Origin of the sequence: Klebsiella sp. C360 (assembly GCF_048822415.1) — a bacterium.
In the GTDB taxonomy this organism is placed as follows: domain Bacteria; phylum Pseudomonadota; class Gammaproteobacteria; order Enterobacterales; family Enterobacteriaceae; genus Klebsiella; species Klebsiella quasipneumoniae.
This window is the reverse complement of record NZ_JBMEZZ010000002.1, coordinates 39,517-58,835: the sequence shown is the minus strand read 5'-3', so window position 1 is coordinate 58,835 and position 19,319 is coordinate 39,517. Positions and strand designations below refer to the sequence as shown.

The following is a 19,319-nucleotide window of genomic DNA, read 5'->3' as shown; positions in this document are numbered from 1 at the left end:
GGCTACTTCAAAAATCGCCCGGCGGCGCTACGTCCGCACGGGCCTGCGGATTTTCCAGGCCGGGTAAGCATAGCGCCACCCGGCAAGGCCATTACTCAGCCGTCAGCAGATTGGCGATAGTACGTACGCCAAGCCCCGTCGCGCCCGCCGACCACTGCTCAACGGCTGATTTGCGATAGGTTGCCGAACAGTCGATGTGCAGCCAGCCCTGGTGGTAGTTTTCCACGAAGTGGGACAGGAAGCCCGCCGCGGTGCTGGCGCCGGCCGGATAGGCGGCGCTGCCGGTATTGTTCAGTTCCGCGAAATTAGACGGCAGCTGATGACGGTGGAATTCGGCCAGCGGCAGACGCCAGAACGCTTCATTTTCCGCCTGGGCGCTCGCCAGCAGGCGATTCGCCAGCGCATCGTCAAAGCTGAACAGCGCGTGGTAGTCGTTGCCAAGCGCGGTTTTCGCCGCGCCGGTCAGGGTGGCGGCATCGATGATCAGCTCCGGCTTCTGCGCCGAAGCGTCAATCAGGCCATCCGCCAGCACCAGACGACCTTCGGCGTCGGTGTTCATGACTTCGACGGTTTTGCCGTTGCGATAATGAATAATATCGCCCAGTTTGAAAGCGTTACCGCTGATCAGGTTGTCGGCGCAGCACAGATAGAGCTTCACGCGCTTGTTCAGCCCGCGGGTAATAGCGAAGGCCAGGGCGCCGGTGATAGTCGCCGCGCCGCCCATATCGGATTTCATTGAATCCATAAAGGCGCTCTGTTTGATACTGTAGCCGCCGGAATCAAAGGTGATGCCTTTACCTACCAGACAGGCGTATACCGGGGCTTCTTTATCGCCGGTCGGGTTATAGTCCAGCGCCAGCAAAACCGGCGGGCGCTCGGAGCCGCGGCCCACCGTGTGCAGGCCGAGATAGCCCTGCTCACGCAGATCTTCGCCTTTGGTGATGCGATAGCTCATCTTCTCGCCCGCCACGCTGCACAGCAGGTCGACGGCGCGCTGCGCCAGCTGTTCCGGGCCCAGCTCTTCCGCCGGCGCATTGATGGTGTCGCGCACCCAGTCAATAATGGTCAGACGGTTATCCAGCTCGCTTTTCTGCGCATCGTCCAGCGTCGGCCATTCAACTTTACGGGTGCCTTTCGGGCCTTTATAACCCGCCCAGAACGCCCACGCGCGGTCGGTGTTCCAGCCTTCGCCGCTTAACGCGACATGCTTGATCCCCATGCCGTCAATTTTACGCGCCGCGCGCTGAATCAAGCCCAGGTCGTCTTTGCCGTTGAGATGCAGGGCGATGCCGTCATGATTAATGCTGTAAGACGCCTTTTCTCCCCAGCGCGCATCGGCTGGCTGAGTGGAAAGCGTAATCTTCATGGCTTCGGTCATTATCATTATCCTTCTTAGCAAACGGGCCACCGTATGGCAGCCCGTAACGTTCTCTCGCTCAATGATTCATCCGACTTAATACCGCCGCATAAATCATGATGCGAAAATTATTCGGCTTCGTCTAACCAGACTAACAGAATCGCCTCGAGAATTTTTTCATTGGATGCGTTCGGGTCATCATCAAACTCTTCCAGATCGCAAATCCACTGATGCATGTCGGTAAAGCGAACGGTTTTTGGGTCGAGGTCAGGGTAAGCGTCATACAGCGCTTCGCCGATTTCACGACTGTCGGTCCATTTCAGTGCCATATTAGTGCTCGCGTGCGTGGTTGATGGTGTAACGCGGGATCTCAACGACCAGATCTTCGTCGGTGACGCGCGCCTGGCAGCTCAGGCGGCTGTCAGGCTCCAGTCCCCAGGCTTTATCCAGCATATCGTCTTCATCTTCGGTACTTTCCGCCAGCGAGTCAAAGCCTTCACGCACGATGCAGTGGCAGGTGGTGCAGGCACAGGATTTTTCGCAGGCGTGTTCAATCTCGATGCCGCTACGCAGCGCCGCATCCAGAATAGTTTCACCGGTCTCAGCTTCCACAACGATGCCATCCGGACACAGGTCCTGGTGGGGCAGAAATACAATTTTTGGCATTTTAAACCTCGTCCACGGATTGGCCTTTCAGCGCGATACGGACCGACTGATCCATACGGCGGGCGGCGAATTCCTGGGTTTGTGTGTCGATATTTTTAATCGCTTCTTTAATGGCGTCGGCGTCGTCGCCTGCCGCGGCGGCGCGTACCTGCTCCGCAGCGGCATCGATAGCCTGACGCTCCGCGGCGCTTAAAAGCGCGGCGTCGGCGGCCAGCGCGCTTGTCAGGCTCTCCAGGACGCGTGCGGCTTCCACTTTCTGTTCAGCCAGCATGCGCGCCTGAATATCCTGTTCGGCGTAGCTCATCGAATCTTTAATCATGGTGGCGATTTCGCCATCGGTCAGACCGTAAGACGGTTTCACCTGAATAGAGGCTTCCACGCCGGTCGACTTTTCCATCGCCGTGACGCTCAGCAGGCCATCGGCGTCCACCTGGAAGGTGACGCGAATATGCGCCCCGCCCGCCGGCAGCGCCGGGATACCGCGCAGCGCAAAGCGCGCCAGGGAGCGGCAATCCTGCACCAGCTCACGCTCGCCCTGCATCACATGAATGGACATCGCCGTTTGGCCATCTTTGAAGGTGGTGAACTCCTGGGCGCGGGCCACCGGAATGGTGGTATTACGCGGGATCACTTTCTCCACCAGGCCGCCCATGGTTTCCAGCCCTAACGACAGCGGGATAACGTCGAGCAGCAACAGTTCGCTGTCCGGCTTGTTGCCGACCAGAATATCGGCCTGGATCGCCGCGCCAATGGCGACGACTTTGTCAGGGTCGATGGAGGTCAGCGGGGTGCGACCGAAGAATTCGCCGACGCGCTCGCGCACCAGCGGCACGCGGGTGGAACCGCCGACCATCACCACTTCCAGCACCTCTTGCGCCTCAACGCCAGCGTCTTTCAGCGCCCGGCGGCAGGCCATTAACGTGCGTTTTACCAGCGGGGCGATGAGATCGTTAAACTGGCTGCGAGTGATATCGCCCTGCCAGCCGCCGACCTCAACGTGCGCCACCTCGGCATCGCTAAGGGCGATTTTCGCCGCGATGGCGGCATCCAGCAGCTCACGCTGCAGGCGGTTGTCGCTACGGTCGCTGAAGCCCGCCTGCTCGCGCAGATAGTCCGCCAGCAGATGATCGAAATCATCGCCGCCGAGGGCCGAGTCGCCGCCGGTGGCCAGCACTTCAAACACCCCGCGGCTTAAGCGCAGAATAGAAATATCAAAGGTGCCGCCGCCGAGATCGTAGACCGCAATCACCCCTTCCTGGCCGGAATCAAGGCCATAGGCGATAGCCGCCGCGGTCGGTTCATTAAGCAGGCGCAGCACGTGCAGACCCGCCAGACGCGCCGCGTCTTTGGTCCCCTGACGCTGGGCGTCATCAAAGTAAGCGGGGACGGTGATGACCACGCCGTCGAGCTCGCCGGCCAGCGCTTCAGTGGCCCGGGCGGCCAGCGCTTTCAGGATATCGGCGGAGACGCGAATCGGGTTCAGCAGGCCGCCGGCGGTCTGGATCATCGGCAGGCCGTTTTCACTGGCCTGCAGCTGATACGGCAGATGCGGATAGCGGTGTTGGATATCGGCGAGGGAGCGCCCCATCATCCGTTTCACGGAGCTGATGGTATTGGCGGGGTCCTGGGCGGCGTTCAGCCGGGCGTCATAGCCGACGGTCAGCCCCGATGCGTGGTAATTCACCACCGACGGCAGCAGATAGCGGCCTTGATGATCGGGCAGAGTCTCGGCCTGGCCGCTACGCACGGTAGCCACCAGAGAATTGGTGGTGCCCAGGTCGATACCGGCCGCCAGACGACGCTGGTGCGGCGCGGCGCTCAGGCCGGGCTCACTAATTTGTAATAAGGCCATAATTGCTTCCGAAAATTAAAAATCGAGCAGTTTTTCTTCGAGTTCTTCAGCACTGCTGCGCAGTTTATCGAGGAAACGGAGCTTACGAACCGTGTCCGCCGCCGCTTCCCAGCTCTCATTATGCAATTGGTCAACCATCAGCTGATGGCGGGTATCAAACAGCGCTTTCACTCGTTTGATAAAGCCTTCCAGCCGCGCTTCTTCTTTCGCCTGGCCGATCTCATCCAGCTCTTCGCGCAGTTCCAGCTGTTCCATCAGGAACGCGGTATCGCGAACGGTATGCTGCTCGCTGGCCAGATCGAAGCCATGCAGCGAGAGGAGGTATTCTGCGCGGGTCAGGGGATGGCGCAGCGTCTGCCAGGCCTGGTTAATGGTGGCGGAATACTGAACCGCCGCAAGCTGTTCCGCAGCGGGCGCGCTGGCAAATTTATCCGGATGGTACTGGCGCTGCAGATCCTGATACCGGACAGCCAGTTGTTCAAGCGAGAGGGTATAGCTGGCTGGTAACCCGAAGAGGGTGAAGTAGTCCATAGTAACCTCAGGGTCATGCATCTAAACGAAAACCCCACGCGCGGCGTGACCGCGGTGGGGTTGGGGAGTACCGATTATACGTTAAAGCTTTCGCCGCAGCCGCACTCATCTTTGACGTTAGGGTTAGTGAACTTGAACCCTTCGTTAAGGCCTTCTTTGACGAAGTCCAGCTGCGTGCCGTCGAGGAATTGCAGACTTTTGCCGTCGATCACGACCTTCACGCCTTTGTCTTCAAACACGGTGTCTTCAGCCGCCGGCTCGTCAACAAACTCCAGTACATAGGCCATACCTGAGCAGCCGGAGGTTCTCACGCCCAGGCGCAGGCCAAACCCTTTTCCGCGGTTTGCCAGGAAGGCATTGACTCGCGCTGCTGCACTGTCGCTAAGAGTAATCGACATAACAAAACCTCAACTAATTATTTTGCTTCACGTTTGCTTTTGTAATCCGCAATCGCGGCTTTAATCGCGTCTTCCGCCAGAATAGAGCAGTGAATTTTCACCGGCGGCAGCTCCAGTTCATCGGCGATATCGGTGTTTTTGATCGCCTGCGCTTCGTCCAGGGATTTACCCTTCACCCACTCGGTGACCAGAGAGCTGGAAGCGATAGCGGAACCGCAGCCGTAGGTCTTGAAGCGCGCGTCTTCAATGATACCTTCATTGTTGACTTTAATCTGCAACTTCATCACGTCGCCGCAGGCCGGCGCGCCGACCATGCCGCTGCCGACGTTCTCGTCGCTGTTGTCAAAAGAGCCGACGTTGCGCGGGTTCTCGTAATGATCGATAACTTTTTCGCTGTAAGCCATGATGAATTCTCCTTATTGGTGCCGAATTAGTGATGTGACCATTCAATACTGTTCAGATCCACGCCCTGTTTGAACATTTCCCACAGTGGAGAAAGCTCGCGCAGACGGCCAATGGATTTACGAATCAGGTTGATGGCGTAGTCAATCTCTTCTTCGGTAGTGAAACGACCTAAAGAGAAACGAATAGAACTGTGCGCCAGTTCATCAGTCATGCCTAACGCGCGCAGCACGTAGGATGGCTCAAGGCTCGCGGAAGTACAGGCTGAACCGGAGGAAACCGCCAGGTCTTTCAGCGCCATAATCAGCGACTCGCCTTCAACATAGTTGAAGCTGACGTTAAGAATGTTCGGCGCGCCCTGCTCGAGGTCGCCGTTGAGATACACTTCTTCCATATCCTTCACGCCGTTCCACAGACGGTTGCGCAGCGTGCGCAGACGCGCCATCTCGCTTTCCATCTCTTCTTTGGCGATACGGTAAGCTTCACCCATGCCGACGATCTGGTGAACAGGCAGAGTACCGGAACGCATACCGCGCTCGTGGCCGCCGCCGTGGATTTGCGCTTCGATACGAATACGCGGCTTACGACGCACGTACAGCGCGCCGATGCCTTTCGGACCGTAGATTTTGTGACCGGAGAAGGACATCAGATCAACTTTCAGCTGGCTCAGATCGATAGGCAGCTTGCCCACGCTCTGGGTGGCGTCTACGTGGTAAATGATACCGCGGGCGCGACACATCTCGCCGATGGTAGCGATATCCTGCACCACGCCGATTTCGTTATTCACATGCATGATGGAAACCAGGATGGTGTCGTCACGCATCGCCGCTTCCAGCTCTTTCAGATCGATAATCCCGTTGCTCTGCGGCGCCAGGTAGGTCACTTCGAAACCTTCGCGCTCCAGCTGACGGCAGGTATCCAGAACCGCTTTATGCTCGGTTTTGCTGGTGATGATGTGCTTGCCTTTTTTCTGATAAAAGTTGGCTGCACCCTTGATCGCCAGGTTGTCGGATTCAGTCGCACCAGAGGTAAAGACGATTTCGCGCGGGTCGGCACCGACCAGCTCGGCAATCTGATTGCGGGCGATATCAACCGCCTCTTCAGCCTGCCAGCCAAAACGGTGGGAACGGGAGGCCGGGTTACCAAAGGTCCCGTCCATGGTCAGGAACTGCATCATTTTCTCGGCAACACGCGGGTCCACCGGCGTGGTTGCGGAGTAATCGAGGTAAATCGGTAATTTCATTGCTCTTAAACTCCGTACATCACTCAATGCAAGGAATCAGGCAACCGGCTTGATGTACGACCGAGTACACGGAATGTCGGAGCATCCCGGCCTGATTCTGAAAGCTCTTTATAATCGTTGTCCCGCCGTTTCGCGCTGCCTCGCCCTGTCAGCCGCAGCCCGAAACGGGACGGGTCACTCAGGCGCGCAGTTTAACGTCGATCGCGTCCTGGGTGCGCGCATTGCGCTGGGTTTCGTGCTGATGCTGACGACCGGAAACATCGAGGATCTCCTGGTTATTCACCAGTTCCCCGAGGGTGATATTGTTCAGGAAGCCGGTCAGGCGTTCGCTCAGATCGCGCCACAGCGCGTGAGTCAGGCATTTATCGCCGCCCTGACAGCCGCCCTTGCCCTGGCAACGGGTAGCGTCAACGGATTCGTCCACGGCGCTAATGACTTCGCCGACGGCGATACTGCCGGCATCTTTACCTAACAGATAACCGCCGCCTGGGCCACGAACGCTGGAAACCAGGCCATTTTTACGCAGGCGAGAGAACAGCTGTTCCAGATAGGAAAGCGAAATTCCCTGACGCTCTGAAATATCTGCCAACGGCACCGGGCCCGTTTCAGAGTTGAGCGCAACGTCAAGCATCGCGGTCACGGCATAACGCCCTTTAGATGTCAGTCTCATGTCTTACTTAACCTCAAACTCGCCCCTGGCCGGGCTTTTTATTAATATGGGTATTGCATAGCAGGGCCAAGTCTGACATTCCCGAGTAATTTGGTCAACTATTTACTTGACTGTTTTAGTCAGGTATTTGGCTTTCCGTGCCGTTTTCCTTCCGCGTTGCCGGGCGCCTTCACCCCGGCCCTCTCCCACCTGGAGATAGCAAGGGCCGCGTGATTTGCATGCCGGATAAGCGCAGCGCCATCCGGCATCAACGCGGTTACTTGCCTTTATTCTGCTGGTCAATCGAGGCCAGCATGCCGCGCAGGATGTTCAGCTCCTGGCTTTCCGGGCGCGCACGAGTGAACAGACGACGCAGTTTGTTCATCACCTGCCCCGGATGATTCGGGCGAATAAAGCCCGTCGCCAGCAGCGTCTGCTCAAGATGACCGTAGAAACGCTCCAGGTCATCCACCAGCGGGTACGGCGCTTCTTCGTGCTCAACCGCCGGCTGCGCTTGCTCCTGCGCCGCCAGCCAGGCCATCCGCACTTCGTAGGCGATAACCTGCACCGCCATCGCCAGGTTCAGCGAGCTGTACTCCGGGTTGGCGGCGATGGCCACATGGTAGTGACACTTCTGCAGTTCGTCGTTGGTCAGGCCAACGCGCTCGCGGCCAAACACCAACGCCACCGGCGCATGCTGGCCTTCGGCGATGCTTTTCAGGCCGCATTCGCGGGGATCGAGCATCGGCCACGGCAGCGTGCGGGAGCGCGCGCTGGTGCCAACCACCAGGCTACAGCCAGCCAGCGCTTCATCAAGGGTATCGACGATCTGCGCGTTGCCAATGACGTCGCTGGCGCCCGCGGCCAGCGCAATGGCCTGGGAATCAGGTTTCACCAGCGGATTGACCAGCCACAGGTTGGTTAAGCCCATGGTTTTCATCGCGCGGGCAACGGAGCCCATATTGCCGGTGTGGGAGGTTTCTACCAGTACGATTCGAATATTTTGCAGCATTATGGTTCTTCGGCTAAAGATTATTCGGGCATGCTACCATAAAACGGAGACATAAGCAGAATTCGCTGTTATTATATGCGCCGTTTTTTCCCGTTCTTTAACATCCAGTGAGAGAGACCGATGCATCCGATGCTGAACATCGCCGTGCGCGCCGCGCGCAAGGCGGGTAATTTAATTGCCAAACACTACGAAACGCCAGACACCGTAGAAACCAGCCAGAAAGGCAGCAATGATTTTGTGACCAACGTCGATAAAGCCGCCGAAGCGATTATTATCGAAACCATTCGCAAATCTTACCCGCAGCACACCATTATCACCGAAGAAAGCGGTGAACACGCTGGTGAAGAGCAGGATGTTCAATGGGTTATCGATCCACTGGATGGCACCACCAACTTCGTTAAACGTCTGCCGCACTTCTCTGTTTCCATCGCCGTACGCATCAAAGGCCGTACTGAAGTCGCGGTGGTTTACGATCCGATGCGTAACGAACTGTTCACCGCGACCCGCGGCCAGGGCGCGCAGCTGAACGGCTACCGTCTGCGCGGCAGCAACGCTCGCGACCTCGACGGCACCATCATCGCGACCGGTTTCCCGTTCAAGGCGAAGCAGCACGCCACCACTTACATGAATATTCTCGGCAACATGTTCACCGAATGCGCCGATTTCCGCCGCACCGGTTCCGCCGCGCTGGATCTGGCCTACGTTGCCGCCGGCCGCGTTGACGGTTACTTTGAAATTGCCCTGAAACCATGGGATTTCGCCGCAGGCGAGCTGATCGCCCGTGAAGCAGGCGCTATCGTTTGCGACTTCACCGGCGGTCATAACTATATGCTGACGGGCAACATCGTTGCCGGTAACCCGCGTGTGGTGAAAGCGATGCTGGCGAATATGCGCGAGCAGCTGAGCGACGCGCTGAAGCGTTAATCTCTTGCAGATGTAAAAAGGAAGCCGCGGCTTCCTTTTTTTATGTTCTAAAACGGTCGCAAACCGCCGCCTGGCGCGATCGCGCTACTCCACATCACGACAGCGGCCACCAGCAGCGCCACGCCGCCGGCCAGCGCCAGCGTCAGCCAGCCCACCTGTCGCCACAGCGGCGGCGCCTGATGCCGACCCAGCTTCACCGCCAGCTGGCGAAAACTGTGCACCAGCAGCGCCAGCGCCGTGATAGTCAATGAGGTCCCTGCCGCCATCGCCAGCGCCGCCGCCATCCCCCAGTTGAACACCCCGATCACCTTGCTAAACAGCAGGACCATGATCGCCCCCGAGCAGGGACGCATGCCCATCGACAGGACAATCACGGTGCGAGCCCGCCAGTCGTCGCCGGCCTGCAGCTGCTCCGGGGCCGGGAGATGCTGATGCCCGCAGCCGCAATGTTCGTTATGAACATGATGCGAGGTAAACGCGGTAAACGTTGGCCGGCTCAGCAGCAGACGCAGCTTTTTCAGCGCCCGCCAGCAGAGCAGCAGACCTAACGCGCCCACCAGCAAATAGCTCCCCTTCTCCAGCCAGAAACTACTGAGATGCAGCTGGCGCGCCGGCAGCTGCAGCAGCGCCAGCACCACTACCACCAGCGCGATAGCCACCAGCCCCTGCAATAAAGAGGCGGCCAGCGTCAGGTTAATACTCGATTTCAACTTCGAAGGATGGGTGGCAAGCCAGGTGGTAATGACAATTTTGCCGTGGCCGGGCCCTAAGGCATGGAGCACCCCGTAAACGAAGCTGAACCCAAGCAGCGACAGCCCCGCTGCCGCCGGGTTCTCCGCCACCGCCTGCAGCAGGCGGCTGAGCTCCAGATTGAGCGCGCGCTGCCAGACCGCGCTCTGCATCAGCACCTGCGGCCAGGCCTGCCACAGCCAGAAGCCGCCCGTGACGCTCACGGCCAGCAGTAGCGCCAACGGCCACAGCGCTTTCCAGCGCGACGCGCGCGTGCGCGGGGTAAAAATTACTGACATGTCAGGGTCACCTTCTGGGCAAAATAGCTGCCCAGCGCCATATCCTCCGGCGGCGCATCCGCTTTATCCAGCGACTGGGCGTATGAGAGCATTTTGTCATTCGGTTTTGGCGTCATTACCGTTGCCTTACAGTCGGCCTGCAGCGCTGCGGGCAGGGAAAAATCGCTATCTTTGTCATAAAACATGTCGACATAGTAGGTCGGGTCGAAAGTGGAAAAGGTAAATGTCTGTCCGGCAACGGGTTGCGGCGTCGCCAGCGGCAGGGTGAAGGTCAGTACCGCCTGCAGGCCGTCGCGCTCAAGACCGTAGCCGTCGGGGCGATTTTCAAATTTCACCCGCTGGCCGTTGTGCCACAGCTCGCTGAAATAGTGCTGGCCGAGCACGTTGGCCATCACCTCCGCCGCCAGTTTTTTCCATACTTCGCTGCCTGGTTTAGCGTTTCCGGCGTCGTAGAGCAGATCCGATGAGGTAATTTCATCCATCGTCCAGCGCATTTTAAACCCGCTCAGCAAGCCGTCTTTGACCACCGGCTCGCTCTGCAAACTGATGAAGCTATGCGGATGCGCGGCGGCTGTCCATGATAAAACCATGAAAAACGCCGCGCCGGTGCATTGTTTCACTCTGTTCATCTGTTCCTCACGTGAAAAATTCTGTGAACTTCGCCAGCAATCCTGAGCTAAAGCGGGCGCACTTCCCTGCCCCCGCCGCTGTCATTGTCTATTCTTAGCGGAAACCCTAACTGGAACTTACCAGATGATGACCGTCATTGAACCACCATCTGCGCTTTCCAGTCCACAGCGCCGTAGCCAGGTGCTCCTGATGTTTTATCTGCCCGGACAGTCGGTAACGACTGAACGGCTTGGCAGAATCAACCTCGTTGATGAGACCACGGCCCGGCAGGATATTGAGGAGACCGGACGCGAAATTCAGCGTTACCACCGCCTGACCCTTCGGTCACAGGTGGACGGCAGCTATCGGATTGAAGGCGCCGCGCTCGACCAACGTTTATGCCTGCTGCATGCGCTGCGGCGGGGCCTGCGCCTGTGCCCGCAGTTCGTTAACCATCATTTTACCCCGGCGCTGAAAACGCAGCTTAAACAGGAAGGCATCGCCCGTACCCTGTACGATGATACTAACCTGCAGGCGCTGGTGAACCGCTGCGCGCGAGCGCTCAATCGCCAGTTCGACTGCCGGGACGTTCAGTTTCTGCGCCTGTACCTGCAGTACTGTCTGCTTGAGCATCACCGGGGATATTCACCCGACTTCAATGATGAACAGCAACGCTGGGCGCAGACCGCCGCCGAGTTCACCCTGGCGCAGGAGATTGTCCGCCACTGGCAGCGTCGGGTCGGCGCGACGCCGCATGTCGGAGAGCCTTTTTTCCTCTCGCTGCTGTTTATGATGCTCAAAACCCCCGATCCGCTTCGCGATGGTCACCCGCAGGATCGACGCCTGCGGCTGGCTATTTCCGGCCTGATCCACCGCTTCCAGATGCTCGCCGGCAGGTCGTTCAGTGACGAGCAGGGGCTGAGCGATCAGCTTTATATTCACTTGTCGCAGGCGTTGATCCGCAGCGTGTTTGCTATCGGCATCGATAACACGCTCACAGAGGAAGTGAGCCGGCTCTATCCTCGCTTACTGCGCACCACCCAGGCGGCATTGAGCGAATTTGAGGATGCCTGGCACGTCCGTTTTAATGAGGAAGAGACCGGCTTAATCGCGGTGATCTTTGGCGCCTGGCTGATGCAGAAAAGCGACCTGCATGAGAAGCAGGTCCTGCTGCTGACCGATGATAATCCGGATATGGAGGCGGCCCTGGAGCAGCAGTTGCGCGAACTGACGCTGCTGCCGCTGAACATCAAATACCAGAGCGTAGAGCGCTTTCAGAAAGAGGGGGCGCCCAAAGGGGTGACGCTTATCGTCACCCCCTATGCGACGGCGCCGCTGCCGCTGTTTTCACCGCCGCTGATCCACGCGGAGAACTGCTTCACTGAACGCCAGCAGCAGCATATCTGCGCGATGCTCGAAGACTAGGCCGCCACCGTTTTTGGCCGGATAGCCAGCGCCGGGATGGTCAGCAGCGCCATCACCCAGAACACGCCCTGGTGCAGGTGCTGGTAGAGGAAGCCGGCGAAGACGGTCATGATGGCAATACTGCCGCCCATCGCCACCGCGGAGTAGACGGCCTGCAGGCGGATCACTTCGCTGCCCTGGCGGGCGGCGATATAGCGCATCGCCGCCAGATGACACACCGTAAAGGTGCCGCAGTGAAGGATCTGCGCGAGGATAAGCCCCGGCAGCGCCGTGGTCCAGCCCATCAGCGTCCAGCGGACCAGCCCGCACAGGGCAGAGAGCAGCAGCAGATCCCGCGCGCTGAAGCGGCGGAACACCTTTTTACTCAGCGCGAAGATCACCACTTCCGCCACCACGCCTAGCGACCACAAATAGCCCACCGCCGAGGCCGAATAGCCTGCCTGCTGCCAGTAAATGGCGCTAAAGCCGTAGTAGGCGGCGTGCGCCCCCTGCAGCAGGCAAACGCAGGCGAGAAAGCGCCAGCTCTGGCGCACCAGCGTCAGCCAGGCCGCCAGCCCGGCCCCCTGCTGCTGGCGCGACGCCCCCTCGGGCATCACCGACGGTTTCAGCAGCATGCCGAGCAGCATCGAGGCGACGCCCAGGCTGAGCATCAGCAGGATCGCCCGGTAATCAAACAGGCTCACCAGCTTGCCGGTCAGCGCCGAACCAATCACAAAGGCGATGGAGCCCCATAGCCGCACCCGGCCATAGTCCATGGTGATTTGCTTTTGCCAGGTATTGGCCAGGGCATCCGTCAGCGGCACCAGCGGCGAAAAGAACAGGTTGAAGCCCACAATGATCGCCAGCAGCCATGCGACGTGGCTGCCGGCCCAGAAGGCCAGCGCGAAGAGCAAGGTTAACAGCGCCAGCACGCGCAGCGCGGCGATCAGCCGGGAGGGGTCGCTCACCCGCGGGGCGATCAGCAGGCTGCCGAGAAAACGGGCTACCAGACCGGCGCCGAGCAAGATGCCGATGGTTTCCGGGGTCAGTCCGTTACCGACCAGCCAGACGCTCCAGAAGGGCAGAAAAATACCGTAGCTAAAAAAGTAGGTGAAGTAACTGAGCGCCAGCCAGCGCGTGGAGTGCAAGACCATGATTCCCTCCCGAATGGTGGCGACAGTCTGGCGATAAACCCCGGCGGACGCAAGTCAGGCAGAAAGCGGAAAAAGGCGGTTTATTCACCATGGTGCCTCGTTCTCCGGGCGACGCCCCTGGCGGAAAAAATGGCATTCCGGCGATACCGCGGCTGAAACGCAGTGCCCGAGGCGTTGGAGGTAGCCATGGCGTAGGATGACAGACCAGACAGGCTGACAGACATAACCCTGAAAGTTTGCGTTAAAATCGTGAAGTTCATCACAGCTTACGACCGACGTTCAGGCGCCGCCGCCCGTCAGCGGTCCGCTACAGACAGGAGATTATCCCGCAGCCGCATGCTCTCTGGCCGTGGCGATAAAATCGGCCAGCGCCGGCTTGATGGTGCCTTTTTTCCATGCCATCAGCAGCGCAATGGTCGGGGCATTGCCGGCGATAGGACGAAAAACCACCCGGCCAGTATTAAAATGATTCATATAACCGGGTATCAAAGTCACCCCGAGCCCCATCCCCACCAGATTCATGGTCACCAGAATATTGGTCGCCACCTGGACAATACGCGGCTGGCTTTTTTGCTGTTCGAACCACGCCTGGACGATCGGCGCCAGCGCACCAGAGTACGCCGGATCAGTGCTGACAAAATCAACGCCGTCCAGCTGGCTGGCGCTCACCTTCTCTGCTTTCGCCAGCGGATGATCTACCGGCAGCACCACCACCAGCGGTTCATGGAGCAACTCAAGATAGTCAATTTCCGGACTGTAGATCGGGTGGCGCATCAGTCCGATATCCAGTTCACCGCTGCGAATTTTATCTTCCTGCTCGGTGGTGATAAGACTGACCAGCTCAACCCGGGTATTCGGTTGTTTGCGGCGAAACAAGGGCAGAACGCCGGGCAGCAAATTGACTTCGGCCGACGGCACAAAACCAATCGCCAGGTGGTTATCGTGCTGGACGATTTTTCGCGCGCGCATTTTGGCACTCTCTGCCTGGTCAAGTATCGCCTTCGCATCCTGCAGAAAACACTCCCCCGCCGCCGTCAGCGTCACCTTGCGTTTGTCGCGCTCAAGCAACGACACGCCGACGCACTGTTCCAGATCGCGAATTTGACTGCTCAGCGAAGGCTGCGAGGTATGCAGTTTTTCTGCCGCGCGGGTGAAGTTTAGTTCCTGCGCCACCGCGACGAAATAGCGCAGGTGCCTCAATTCCATCAACCCCTCCTTGTTATCGATAAAACATCTCAGCTGGTAGAAATTAACTATTTCACACATTGATAACCCACAAGCAACATAAGGATGACACAAAAAAGAGAAGGTCAATACCTCTTACCCCACAGGATGAAAAAAATGACCATCAAAATGAAAACCGATGTCTACCAACTGGTCGACCCGCAAAACGGTCGCGTCACCCCACGGATCTATACCGACCCTGAGATCTATCAGCTTGAGCTGGAGCGGATCTTTGGCCGCTGCTGGCTGTTTCTGGCCCATGAAAGCCAGATCCCGCGGGCAGGGGATTTCTTTAACACGTACATGGGTGAAGATGCCGTGGTGGTGGTCCGCCAAAAGGACGGCAGCATTAAAGCTTTTTTAAATCAATGTCGTCACCGCGCGATGCGCGTGAGCTACGCCGACTGCGGCAATACCCGGGCCTTCACCTGCCCCTATCACGGCTGGTCTTATGGCATCGACGGCGAGCTGATCGACGTCCCGCTCGAGCCGCGCGCCTACCCGCAGGGGCTGTGCAAGTCCCACTGGGGGCTTAATGAAGTCCCGTGTGTGGAAAGTTACAAAGGCCTTATTTTCGCCAACTGGGATCCTACAGCCCCCACGCTGCGTGACTATCTGGGCGATATGGCCTGGTATCTTGACGGCGTCCTCGACCGTCGTGAAGGCGGGACCGAGATCGTTGGCGGCGTACAGAAGTGGACCATCGACTGCAACTGGAAATTCCCCGCCGAGCAGTTCGCCAGCGACCAGTATCACGCGCTGTTCAGCCACGCCTCGGCGGTGCAGGTGCTGGGCGCGAAAGATGATGGCAGTGAAAAGCGCCTGGGCGAAGGACAGACCGCCCGCCCGGTGTGGGAGACTGCCAAAGACGCGCTGCAGTTTGGTCAGGAGGGGCACGGCAGCGGCTTTTTCTTCACCGAACAGCCGGACGCTAACGTCTGGGTCGACGGCGAGGTCTCCCGCTATTACCGCGATACCTTTGCCGAAGCCGAGCAGCGGCTGGGCACCGTCCGCGCCCTGCGCCTCGCAGGTCACAATAACATCTTCCCGACCCTCTCGTGGCTAAACGGTACCGCCACGCTGCGCGTCTGGCACCCGCGAGGACCGGATCGGGTTGAGGTCTGGGCATTCTGTCTCACCGATAAAGCCGCCTCCGATGAGGTCAAAGCGGCGTTCGAAAACAGCGCCACGCGCGCCTTTGGTCCGGCTGGTTTCCTCGAGCAGGATGACTCGGAAAACTGGTGTGAAATTCAAAAACTGCTGAAAGGACACCGGGCGCGTCACACCAGCCTGTGTCTGGAGATGGGATTAGGCGAGGAAAAACGCCGCACAGATGGCATTCCGGGGATAACCAACTATATCTTTTCCGAAACTGCCGCCCGCGGTATGTACCAGCGCTGGGCCGATCTGTTAAGCAGCGAAACGTGGCAGGAAGTGCAGGAAAAAACCGCCGCTTACCAGCAGGAGGTGATGAAATGAGCGCCTTAGTCTCTGCTGAACTGCACTACCGCATCAGCCAGTTCCTCTACGAGGAGGCGCGTCTGCTGGACGACTGGCAGTTTCGCGACTGGCTGACGCAGCTGGACGACGAGATCCGCTACACCATGCGCACGACCGTCAACGCCCAGACCCGCGACCGTCGCAAAGGGGTCCAGCCGCCGACCACCTGGATCTTTAATGACAACAAAGACCAGCTTGAGCGCCGGATTGCTCGCCTGGAGACCGGCATGGCATGGGCAGAGGAGCCGCCATCCCGCACCCGCCATCTGATTAGCAACCTGCAGATCAGCAAAACCGGACAACCGGATCGCTTCGCCGTGCGCCTTAACTATCTGCTATATCGCGCGCAAAAGGAGCGTGACGAGACCTGCTACGTCGGCACGCGGAGGGACACCGTCCGCCGTCTGCCTGGCGGCGAGTGGCGCCTGACGGCACGAGAGATCGTGCTCGATCAGGCAGTGATCGCGTCCCACAACCTGAGCGTACTCTTCTGATGAATCGAATATTCGCCTGCTCCACCGTGGAGCTGCCGGAGGGGGAAGCCCTCCGCCTGGAGACCTCTCCCGTTATTGCCCTGTTCCATATTGGCGGAGCGTTTTATGCCGTTAACGATCGCTGCAGCCATGGCAACGCGTCGATGTCCGAAGGCTACCTGGAAGACGACGCGACGGTGGAATGTCCACTACACGCCGCCAGTTTCTGCCTGAAAACCGGCAAAGCGCTGTGTCTGCCCGCCACCGAGCCGCTGACCACCTATACCGTGCACGTGGAAGGCGGTGAGGTGTTTATTGATCTTCCTGAGGAGGCCTGATGAGCGATTTACGCGATAACGTGGTGTTGATTACCGGCGGCGGTTCCGGCCTGGGTCTGGCGCTGGTTGAGCGCTTTATTGACGAGGGGGCGAAGGTCGCGACCCTCGAACTGTCCGGCGCGAAAGTCGCCAGCCTGCGCCAGCGCTTTGGCGATCGGGTGCTGGCGGTGGAAGGCAGCGTAACCCGCTACGGTGATTATCAGCGCGCAGTGGATCAGATCCTCACCACCTTTGGCCGTCTGGACTGTTTTATCGGTAACGCCGGCATCTGGGATCATAACGCCTCCCTGATGGACACCCCGGCGGAGGCGCTGGAGAATGGCTTCCATGAGCTGTTCAACGTCAACGTGCTGGGCTATCTGCTCGGCGCCAAGGCCTGCGCCCCGGCATTAATCGCCAGCGAAGGCAGCATTATTCTGACCCTCTCCAACGCGGCCTGGTATCCGGGCGGCGGCGGCCCGCTCTACACCGCCAGCAAACATGCGGCGACCGGCTTAATTCGCCAGCTGGCCTACGAGCTGGCGCCGAAGGTGCGGGTCAACGGCGTTGGCCCCTGCGGGATGGCGACCGATCTGCGCGGCCCGCAGGCGCTGGGGCAAAGCGACACCACGATAATGCACTCCCTGACGGCGGAGAAGATCGCCGCCATCCTGCCACTGCAGTTTTTCCCCGAACCGGTCGATTTCACCGGCCCGTACGTCATGCTGGCTTCCCGACGTAATAATCGGACGCTGAGCGGGGTGATGATCAATGCCGATGGCGGGCTGGGGATCCGCGGGATCCGCCATGTCGCCGCCGGACTAAACCTTTAAGGAGTGATGATGAGCGAACCGATGATTGCCATTATCGGCGGTGGACAGGCCGGGGCGATGGCCGCCGCGGCCCTCCGCCAGCAGGGTTACCAGGGTCCCCTGCACCTGTTTTCTGATGAACCCCATTTACCCTATGAGCGCCCGCCGCTGTCGAAAGCGATGCTGCTGGATGCAGATCCGCAGCGACAGCCGGTGCACCCCGCCAGCTGGTGGCAGGACAACAACGTCCAGCTGCATCTCGGTGTGACGCTGCGCGACATCGATCGTCAGGCGCAGAGCCTGACGCTGGCAGACAATCGCGTCTTTCACTGGCGACAACTGCTGCTGGCGACCGGAGCCGCCGCCAGGCCGCTGCCGCTGCTCGACGCGCTGGGGGAACGTTGCCTGACCCTGCGACACGCCGGCGATGCTGCGCGTCTGCGCGCGGCGCTGCAGCCAGGGAGCGAGGTGGTTATCGTCGGCGCAGGCACCATCGGCCTGGAGTTGGCCGCCAGCGCTATTCAGCGCGGCTGTCGCGTCACGGTGGTGGAGCAGGCGTCGACGGTGATGGGTCGCAACGCCCCGCCGCCGGTCCGCGATTACCTGCTGGCCCGCCATCGCCAGGCCGGGGTACGGGTGCTGTTGAACCGCGCCATCGAACAGGCGGAACAGGGAACCCACCTCACCCTCACTTTACAGAGTGGCGAAACCCTGCGCGCCGGGACGGTCGTATATGGCATTGGCATCGTGGCTAACGATGCTCTCGCGCGCCGCGCCGGGCTGGAGACCGACAATGGCATCGTCGTGGATGCCGACGGCAGGACCTCGGACCCGGCTATTTTTGCCGCCGGCGACGTCACGCTGACGCGGCAATCAGATGGTTCGCTGTCGCGCGTCGAGAGCTGGGAAAATGCCAATATCCAGGCGCAGATTGCCGCTGCGGCCATGCTTGGCAAACCACGCCCCGCCAGGGCGCCAGGCTGGTTCTGGACCGATCAGTACGAAGATAACCTGCAGTTTATTGGCGATATGCAGGGCGAAAAGTGGTGGTGTCGGGGAGCGCCCGCCGATCGCAAAGCGATCTGGTTCCAGCTGCGCGACGGCGTGTTAACCGGCGCGGTCACCCTCAATCACGGTCGCGAGATCCGCACGCTGCGCAAGCTCATCCAGAGTGGTCAAGCGGTGAACGCCGAAACGCTATGCGATGAAAGCGTCCCGTTAAAAACGCGGTAATTTCGTTGTTCAGCGGACCGGGGATGTTGCCAGAACTAACGTGGCGGGAAGCAAAAACGTGTATTACGTTTAAAGGACACTTCTCTCATAACGAGCTGATTATGAACACACTCCGCTATTTTGATTTTGGCGCATCCCGTTCTCTGCTACTGCTTATCGCCCGCATCGCCGTGGTAGTTCTGTTTATTCTTTTTGGCTACCCCAAACTGCTGGGCTTTGACGGTACGGTGCAGTACATGGCCGCCTCCGGCGCGCCGATGCCGACCCTGGCGGCGATTATCGCCGTCATTATGGAAGTGCCTGCCGCCATTTTAATTGTGCTGGGCTTTTTCACCCGCCCGCTGGCGGTCATCTTTATCTTCTACACCCTGGGCACCGCGGTGATTGGCCATCACTACTGGGATATGACTGGCGATGCGGTATTGCCGAACATGATTAACTTCTGGAAAAACGTCAGCATCGCCGGCGCTTTCCTGCTGCTGGCGGTAACCGGGCCCGGAGCGATTTCGCTCGACCGCCGCTAATCCCCAG

Annotated in this window: 22 protein-coding genes; 8 read left to right on the top strand and 14 right to left on the bottom strand. The window is 59.3% G+C overall.

Annotated elements, in window-relative coordinates:
* Positions 1 to 91 precede the first annotated feature (91 nt).
* The 10 genes from pepB to trmJ all read right to left on the bottom strand — a co-directional run bounded on the left by pepB (position 92) and on the right by trmJ (position 8,110).
* A complete protein-coding gene (pepB, locus tag ACOI7D_RS06205; RefSeq protein ID WP_023290642.1) occupies positions 92 to 1,378 on the bottom strand; it encodes an aminopeptidase PepB in 1,287 nt (428 codons plus the stop codon).
* Between the two features lie 107 nt (positions 1,379 to 1,485).
* Positions 1,486 to 1,686, bottom strand: coding sequence for a Fe-S cluster assembly protein IscX (gene iscX, locus ACOI7D_RS06200; protein ID WP_002913954.1), 201 nt, complete (start codon positions 1,684 to 1,686; stop codon positions 1,486 to 1,488).
* Position 1,687: 1 nt separating this feature from the next.
* Positions 1,688 to 2,023 carry an ISC system 2Fe-2S type ferredoxin gene (fdx, locus tag ACOI7D_RS06195; protein WP_004201872.1) on the bottom strand — a complete coding sequence of 112 codons (336 nt, stop codon included), beginning with the start codon at positions 2,021 to 2,023 and terminating at the stop codon, positions 1,688 to 1,690.
* Between the two features lies 1 nt (position 2,024).
* Positions 2,025 to 3,875 (bottom strand): Fe-S protein assembly chaperone HscA, encoded by a 1,851-nt coding sequence (gene hscA, locus ACOI7D_RS06190; protein ID WP_023318876.1) that lies wholly within the window; start codon positions 3,873 to 3,875, stop codon positions 2,025 to 2,027.
* A gap of 15 nt (positions 3,876 to 3,890) precedes the next feature.
* Positions 3,891 to 4,406: a co-chaperone HscB gene (gene hscB / locus ACOI7D_RS06185; RefSeq protein ID WP_109547055.1), complete on the bottom strand. Its 516-nt coding sequence runs from the start codon at positions 4,404 to 4,406 to the stop codon at positions 3,891 to 3,893.
* Positions 4,407 to 4,480: 74 nt separating this feature from the next.
* Positions 4,481 to 4,804, bottom strand: coding sequence for an iron-sulfur cluster assembly protein IscA (gene iscA / locus ACOI7D_RS06180; protein ID WP_002913979.1), 324 nt, complete (start codon positions 4,802 to 4,804; stop codon positions 4,481 to 4,483).
* 17 nt (positions 4,805 to 4,821) lie between these two features.
* On the bottom strand, positions 4,822 to 5,208 hold the full coding sequence (gene iscU, locus ACOI7D_RS06175) for a Fe-S cluster assembly scaffold IscU (RefSeq protein ID WP_002913991.1): 387 nt from the start codon (positions 5,206 to 5,208) through the stop codon (positions 4,822 to 4,824).
* A 26-nt stretch (positions 5,209 to 5,234) separates the two neighbouring features.
* Positions 5,235 to 6,449 carry a cysteine desulfurase gene (iscS, locus tag ACOI7D_RS06170; RefSeq protein WP_017900428.1) on the bottom strand — a complete coding sequence of 405 codons (1,215 nt, stop codon included), beginning with the start codon at positions 6,447 to 6,449 and terminating at the stop codon, positions 5,235 to 5,237.
* Positions 6,450 to 6,627: 178 nt separating this feature from the next.
* On the bottom strand, positions 6,628 to 7,119 hold the full coding sequence (gene iscR, locus ACOI7D_RS06165) for a Fe-S cluster assembly transcriptional regulator IscR (RefSeq protein WP_002913993.1): 492 nt from the start codon (positions 7,117 to 7,119) through the stop codon (positions 6,628 to 6,630).
* Positions 7,120 to 7,375: 256 nt separating this feature from the next.
* Positions 7,376 to 8,110 carry a tRNA (cytosine(32)/uridine(32)-2'-O)-methyltransferase TrmJ gene (gene trmJ / locus ACOI7D_RS06160; protein ID WP_023290645.1) on the bottom strand — a complete coding sequence of 245 codons (735 nt, stop codon included), beginning with the start codon at positions 8,108 to 8,110 and terminating at the stop codon, positions 7,376 to 7,378.
* Positions 8,111 to 8,230: 120 nt separating this feature from the next.
* Between trmJ and suhB the strand changes: the two genes are divergently transcribed.
* Positions 8,231 to 9,034 (top strand): inositol-1-monophosphatase, encoded by an 804-nt coding sequence (gene suhB / locus ACOI7D_RS06155; RefSeq protein ID WP_002913995.1) that lies wholly within the window; start codon positions 8,231 to 8,233, stop codon positions 9,032 to 9,034.
* A 47-nt stretch (positions 9,035 to 9,081) separates the two neighbouring features.
* On the opposite strand, the gene ACOI7D_RS06150 is transcribed toward suhB, so the two are convergent.
* The gene (locus tag ACOI7D_RS06150; protein WP_050533262.1) at positions 9,082 to 10,062 is read right to left on the bottom strand and encodes a nickel/cobalt transporter; all 981 of its coding nucleotides are present in this window, start codon (positions 10,060 to 10,062) and stop codon (positions 9,082 to 9,084) included.
* A complete protein-coding gene (locus ACOI7D_RS06145; protein ID WP_109547054.1) occupies positions 10,053 to 10,691 on the bottom strand; it encodes a DUF1007 family protein in 639 nt (212 codons plus the stop codon). The genes ACOI7D_RS06150 and ACOI7D_RS06145 overlap by 10 nt, the downstream gene beginning before the upstream one ends.
* Positions 10,692 to 10,815: 124 nt before the next feature.
* Here ACOI7D_RS06145 and csiE point away from each other — a divergent pair, with 124 nt between their 5' ends.
* Positions 10,816 to 12,096 carry a stationary phase inducible protein CsiE gene (gene csiE / locus ACOI7D_RS06140; RefSeq protein ID WP_109547053.1) on the top strand — a complete coding sequence of 427 codons (1,281 nt, stop codon included), beginning with the start codon at positions 10,816 to 10,818 and terminating at the stop codon, positions 12,094 to 12,096.
* On the opposite strand, the gene ACOI7D_RS06135 is transcribed toward csiE, so the two are convergent.
* Positions 12,093 to 13,229, bottom strand: coding sequence for a 3-phenylpropionate MFS transporter (locus tag ACOI7D_RS06135; RefSeq protein ID WP_109547052.1), 1,137 nt, complete (start codon positions 13,227 to 13,229; stop codon positions 12,093 to 12,095). The two genes, csiE and ACOI7D_RS06135, sit on opposite strands and share 4 nt — an antisense overlap.
* Before the next feature lie 321 nt (positions 13,230 to 13,550).
* Positions 13,551 to 14,435 (bottom strand): DNA-binding transcriptional regulator HcaR, encoded by an 885-nt coding sequence (gene hcaR / locus ACOI7D_RS06130; RefSeq protein ID WP_044524353.1) that lies wholly within the window; start codon positions 14,433 to 14,435, stop codon positions 13,551 to 13,553.
* A gap of 135 nt (positions 14,436 to 14,570) precedes the next feature.
* On the opposite strand from hcaR, the gene hcaE reads away from it, so the two are divergent.
* The 6 genes from hcaE (at position 14,571) to ACOI7D_RS06100 (ending at position 19,312) form a co-directional block, all read left to right on the top strand.
* A complete protein-coding gene (hcaE, locus tag ACOI7D_RS06125) occupies positions 14,571 to 15,932 on the top strand; it encodes a 3-phenylpropionate/cinnamic acid dioxygenase subunit alpha (protein ID WP_048336305.1) in 1,362 nt (453 codons plus the stop codon).
* Positions 15,929 to 16,447, top strand: coding sequence for a 3-phenylpropionate/cinnamic acid dioxygenase subunit beta (gene hcaF / locus ACOI7D_RS06120; protein WP_109547051.1), 519 nt, complete (start codon positions 15,929 to 15,931; stop codon positions 16,445 to 16,447). The genes hcaE and hcaF overlap by 4 nt, the downstream gene beginning before the upstream one ends.
* A complete protein-coding gene (gene hcaC, locus ACOI7D_RS06115; protein WP_050533265.1) occupies positions 16,447 to 16,764 on the top strand; it encodes a 3-phenylpropionate/cinnamic acid dioxygenase ferredoxin subunit in 318 nt (105 codons plus the stop codon). The genes hcaF and hcaC overlap by 1 nt, the downstream gene beginning before the upstream one ends.
* On the top strand, positions 16,764 to 17,576 hold the full coding sequence (hcaB, locus tag ACOI7D_RS06110) for a 3-phenylpropionate-dihydrodiol/cinnamic acid-dihydrodiol dehydrogenase (RefSeq protein WP_050533266.1): 813 nt from the start codon (positions 16,764 to 16,766) through the stop codon (positions 17,574 to 17,576). The genes hcaC and hcaB overlap by 1 nt, the downstream gene beginning before the upstream one ends.
* A gap of 9 nt (positions 17,577 to 17,585) precedes the next feature.
* Complete coding sequence (hcaD, locus tag ACOI7D_RS06105) at positions 17,586 to 18,788, top strand: phenylpropionate dioxygenase ferredoxin reductase subunit (protein ID WP_109547050.1); 1,203 nt, start codon at positions 17,586 to 17,588, stop codon at positions 18,786 to 18,788.
* Between the two features lie 101 nt (positions 18,789 to 18,889).
* Complete coding sequence (locus ACOI7D_RS06100; RefSeq protein ID WP_023290656.1) at positions 18,890 to 19,312, top strand: DoxX family protein; 423 nt, start codon at positions 18,890 to 18,892, stop codon at positions 19,310 to 19,312.
* Positions 19,313 to 19,319 lie beyond the last annotated feature (7 nt).

What these genes read in the sequence shown, in the direction of transcription:
- ACOI7D_RS06135 (WP_109547052.1), bottom strand. Translation starts at nt 13,229, where the DNA reads ATGGTCTTGCACTCCACGCGCTGGCTGGCGCTCAGTTACTTCACCTAC.
- pepB (WP_023290642.1), bottom strand. Translation starts at nt 1,378, where the DNA reads ATGACCGAAGCCATGAAGATTACGCTTTCCACTCAGCCAGCCGATGCG.
- hscB (WP_109547055.1), bottom strand. Translation starts at nt 4,406, where the DNA reads ATGGACTACTTCACCCTCTTCGGGTTACCAGCCAGCTATACCCTCTCG.
- fdx (WP_004201872.1), bottom strand. Translation starts at nt 2,023, where the DNA reads ATGCCAAAAATTGTATTTCTGCCCCACCAGGACCTGTGTCCGGATGGC.
- hcaC (WP_050533265.1), top strand. Translation starts at nt 16,447, where the DNA reads ATGAATCGAATATTCGCCTGCTCCACCGTGGAGCTGCCGGAGGGGGAA.
- trmJ (WP_023290645.1), bottom strand. Translation starts at nt 8,110, where the DNA reads ATGCTGCAAAATATTCGAATCGTACTGGTAGAAACCTCCCACACCGGC.
- hcaF (WP_109547051.1), top strand. Translation starts at nt 15,929, where the DNA reads ATGAGCGCCTTAGTCTCTGCTGAACTGCACTACCGCATCAGCCAGTTC.
- hscA (WP_023318876.1), bottom strand. Translation starts at nt 3,875, where the DNA reads ATGGCCTTATTACAAATTAGTGAGCCCGGCCTGAGCGCCGCGCCGCAC.
- iscR (WP_002913993.1), bottom strand. Translation starts at nt 7,119, where the DNA reads ATGAGACTGACATCTAAAGGGCGTTATGCCGTGACCGCGATGCTTGAC.
- hcaD (WP_109547050.1), top strand. Translation starts at nt 17,586, where the DNA reads ATGAGCGAACCGATGATTGCCATTATCGGCGGTGGACAGGCCGGGGCG.
- iscX (WP_002913954.1), bottom strand. Translation starts at nt 1,686, where the DNA reads ATGGCACTGAAATGGACCGACAGTCGTGAAATCGGCGAAGCGCTGTAT.
- ACOI7D_RS06145 (WP_109547054.1), bottom strand. Translation starts at nt 10,691, where the DNA reads ATGAACAGAGTGAAACAATGCACCGGCGCGGCGTTTTTCATGGTTTTA.
- hcaR (WP_044524353.1), bottom strand. Translation starts at nt 14,435, where the DNA reads ATGGAATTGAGGCACCTGCGCTATTTCGTCGCGGTGGCGCAGGAACTA.
- ACOI7D_RS06100 (WP_023290656.1), top strand. Translation starts at nt 18,890, where the DNA reads ATGAACACACTCCGCTATTTTGATTTTGGCGCATCCCGTTCTCTGCTA.
- iscA (WP_002913979.1), bottom strand. Translation starts at nt 4,804, where the DNA reads ATGTCGATTACTCTTAGCGACAGTGCAGCAGCGCGAGTCAATGCCTTC.
- iscU (WP_002913991.1), bottom strand. Translation starts at nt 5,208, where the DNA reads ATGGCTTACAGCGAAAAAGTTATCGATCATTACGAGAACCCGCGCAAC.
- iscS (WP_017900428.1), bottom strand. Translation starts at nt 6,449, where the DNA reads ATGAAATTACCGATTTACCTCGATTACTCCGCAACCACGCCGGTGGAC.
- ACOI7D_RS06150 (WP_050533262.1), bottom strand. Translation starts at nt 10,062, where the DNA reads ATGTCAGTAATTTTTACCCCGCGCACGCGCGCGTCGCGCTGGAAAGCG.
- hcaB (WP_050533266.1), top strand. Translation starts at nt 16,764, where the DNA reads ATGAGCGATTTACGCGATAACGTGGTGTTGATTACCGGCGGCGGTTCC.
- suhB (WP_002913995.1), top strand. Translation starts at nt 8,231, where the DNA reads ATGCATCCGATGCTGAACATCGCCGTGCGCGCCGCGCGCAAGGCGGGT.
- csiE (WP_109547053.1), top strand. Translation starts at nt 10,816, where the DNA reads ATGATGACCGTCATTGAACCACCATCTGCGCTTTCCAGTCCACAGCGC.
- hcaE (WP_048336305.1), top strand. Translation starts at nt 14,571, where the DNA reads ATGACCATCAAAATGAAAACCGATGTCTACCAACTGGTCGACCCGCAA.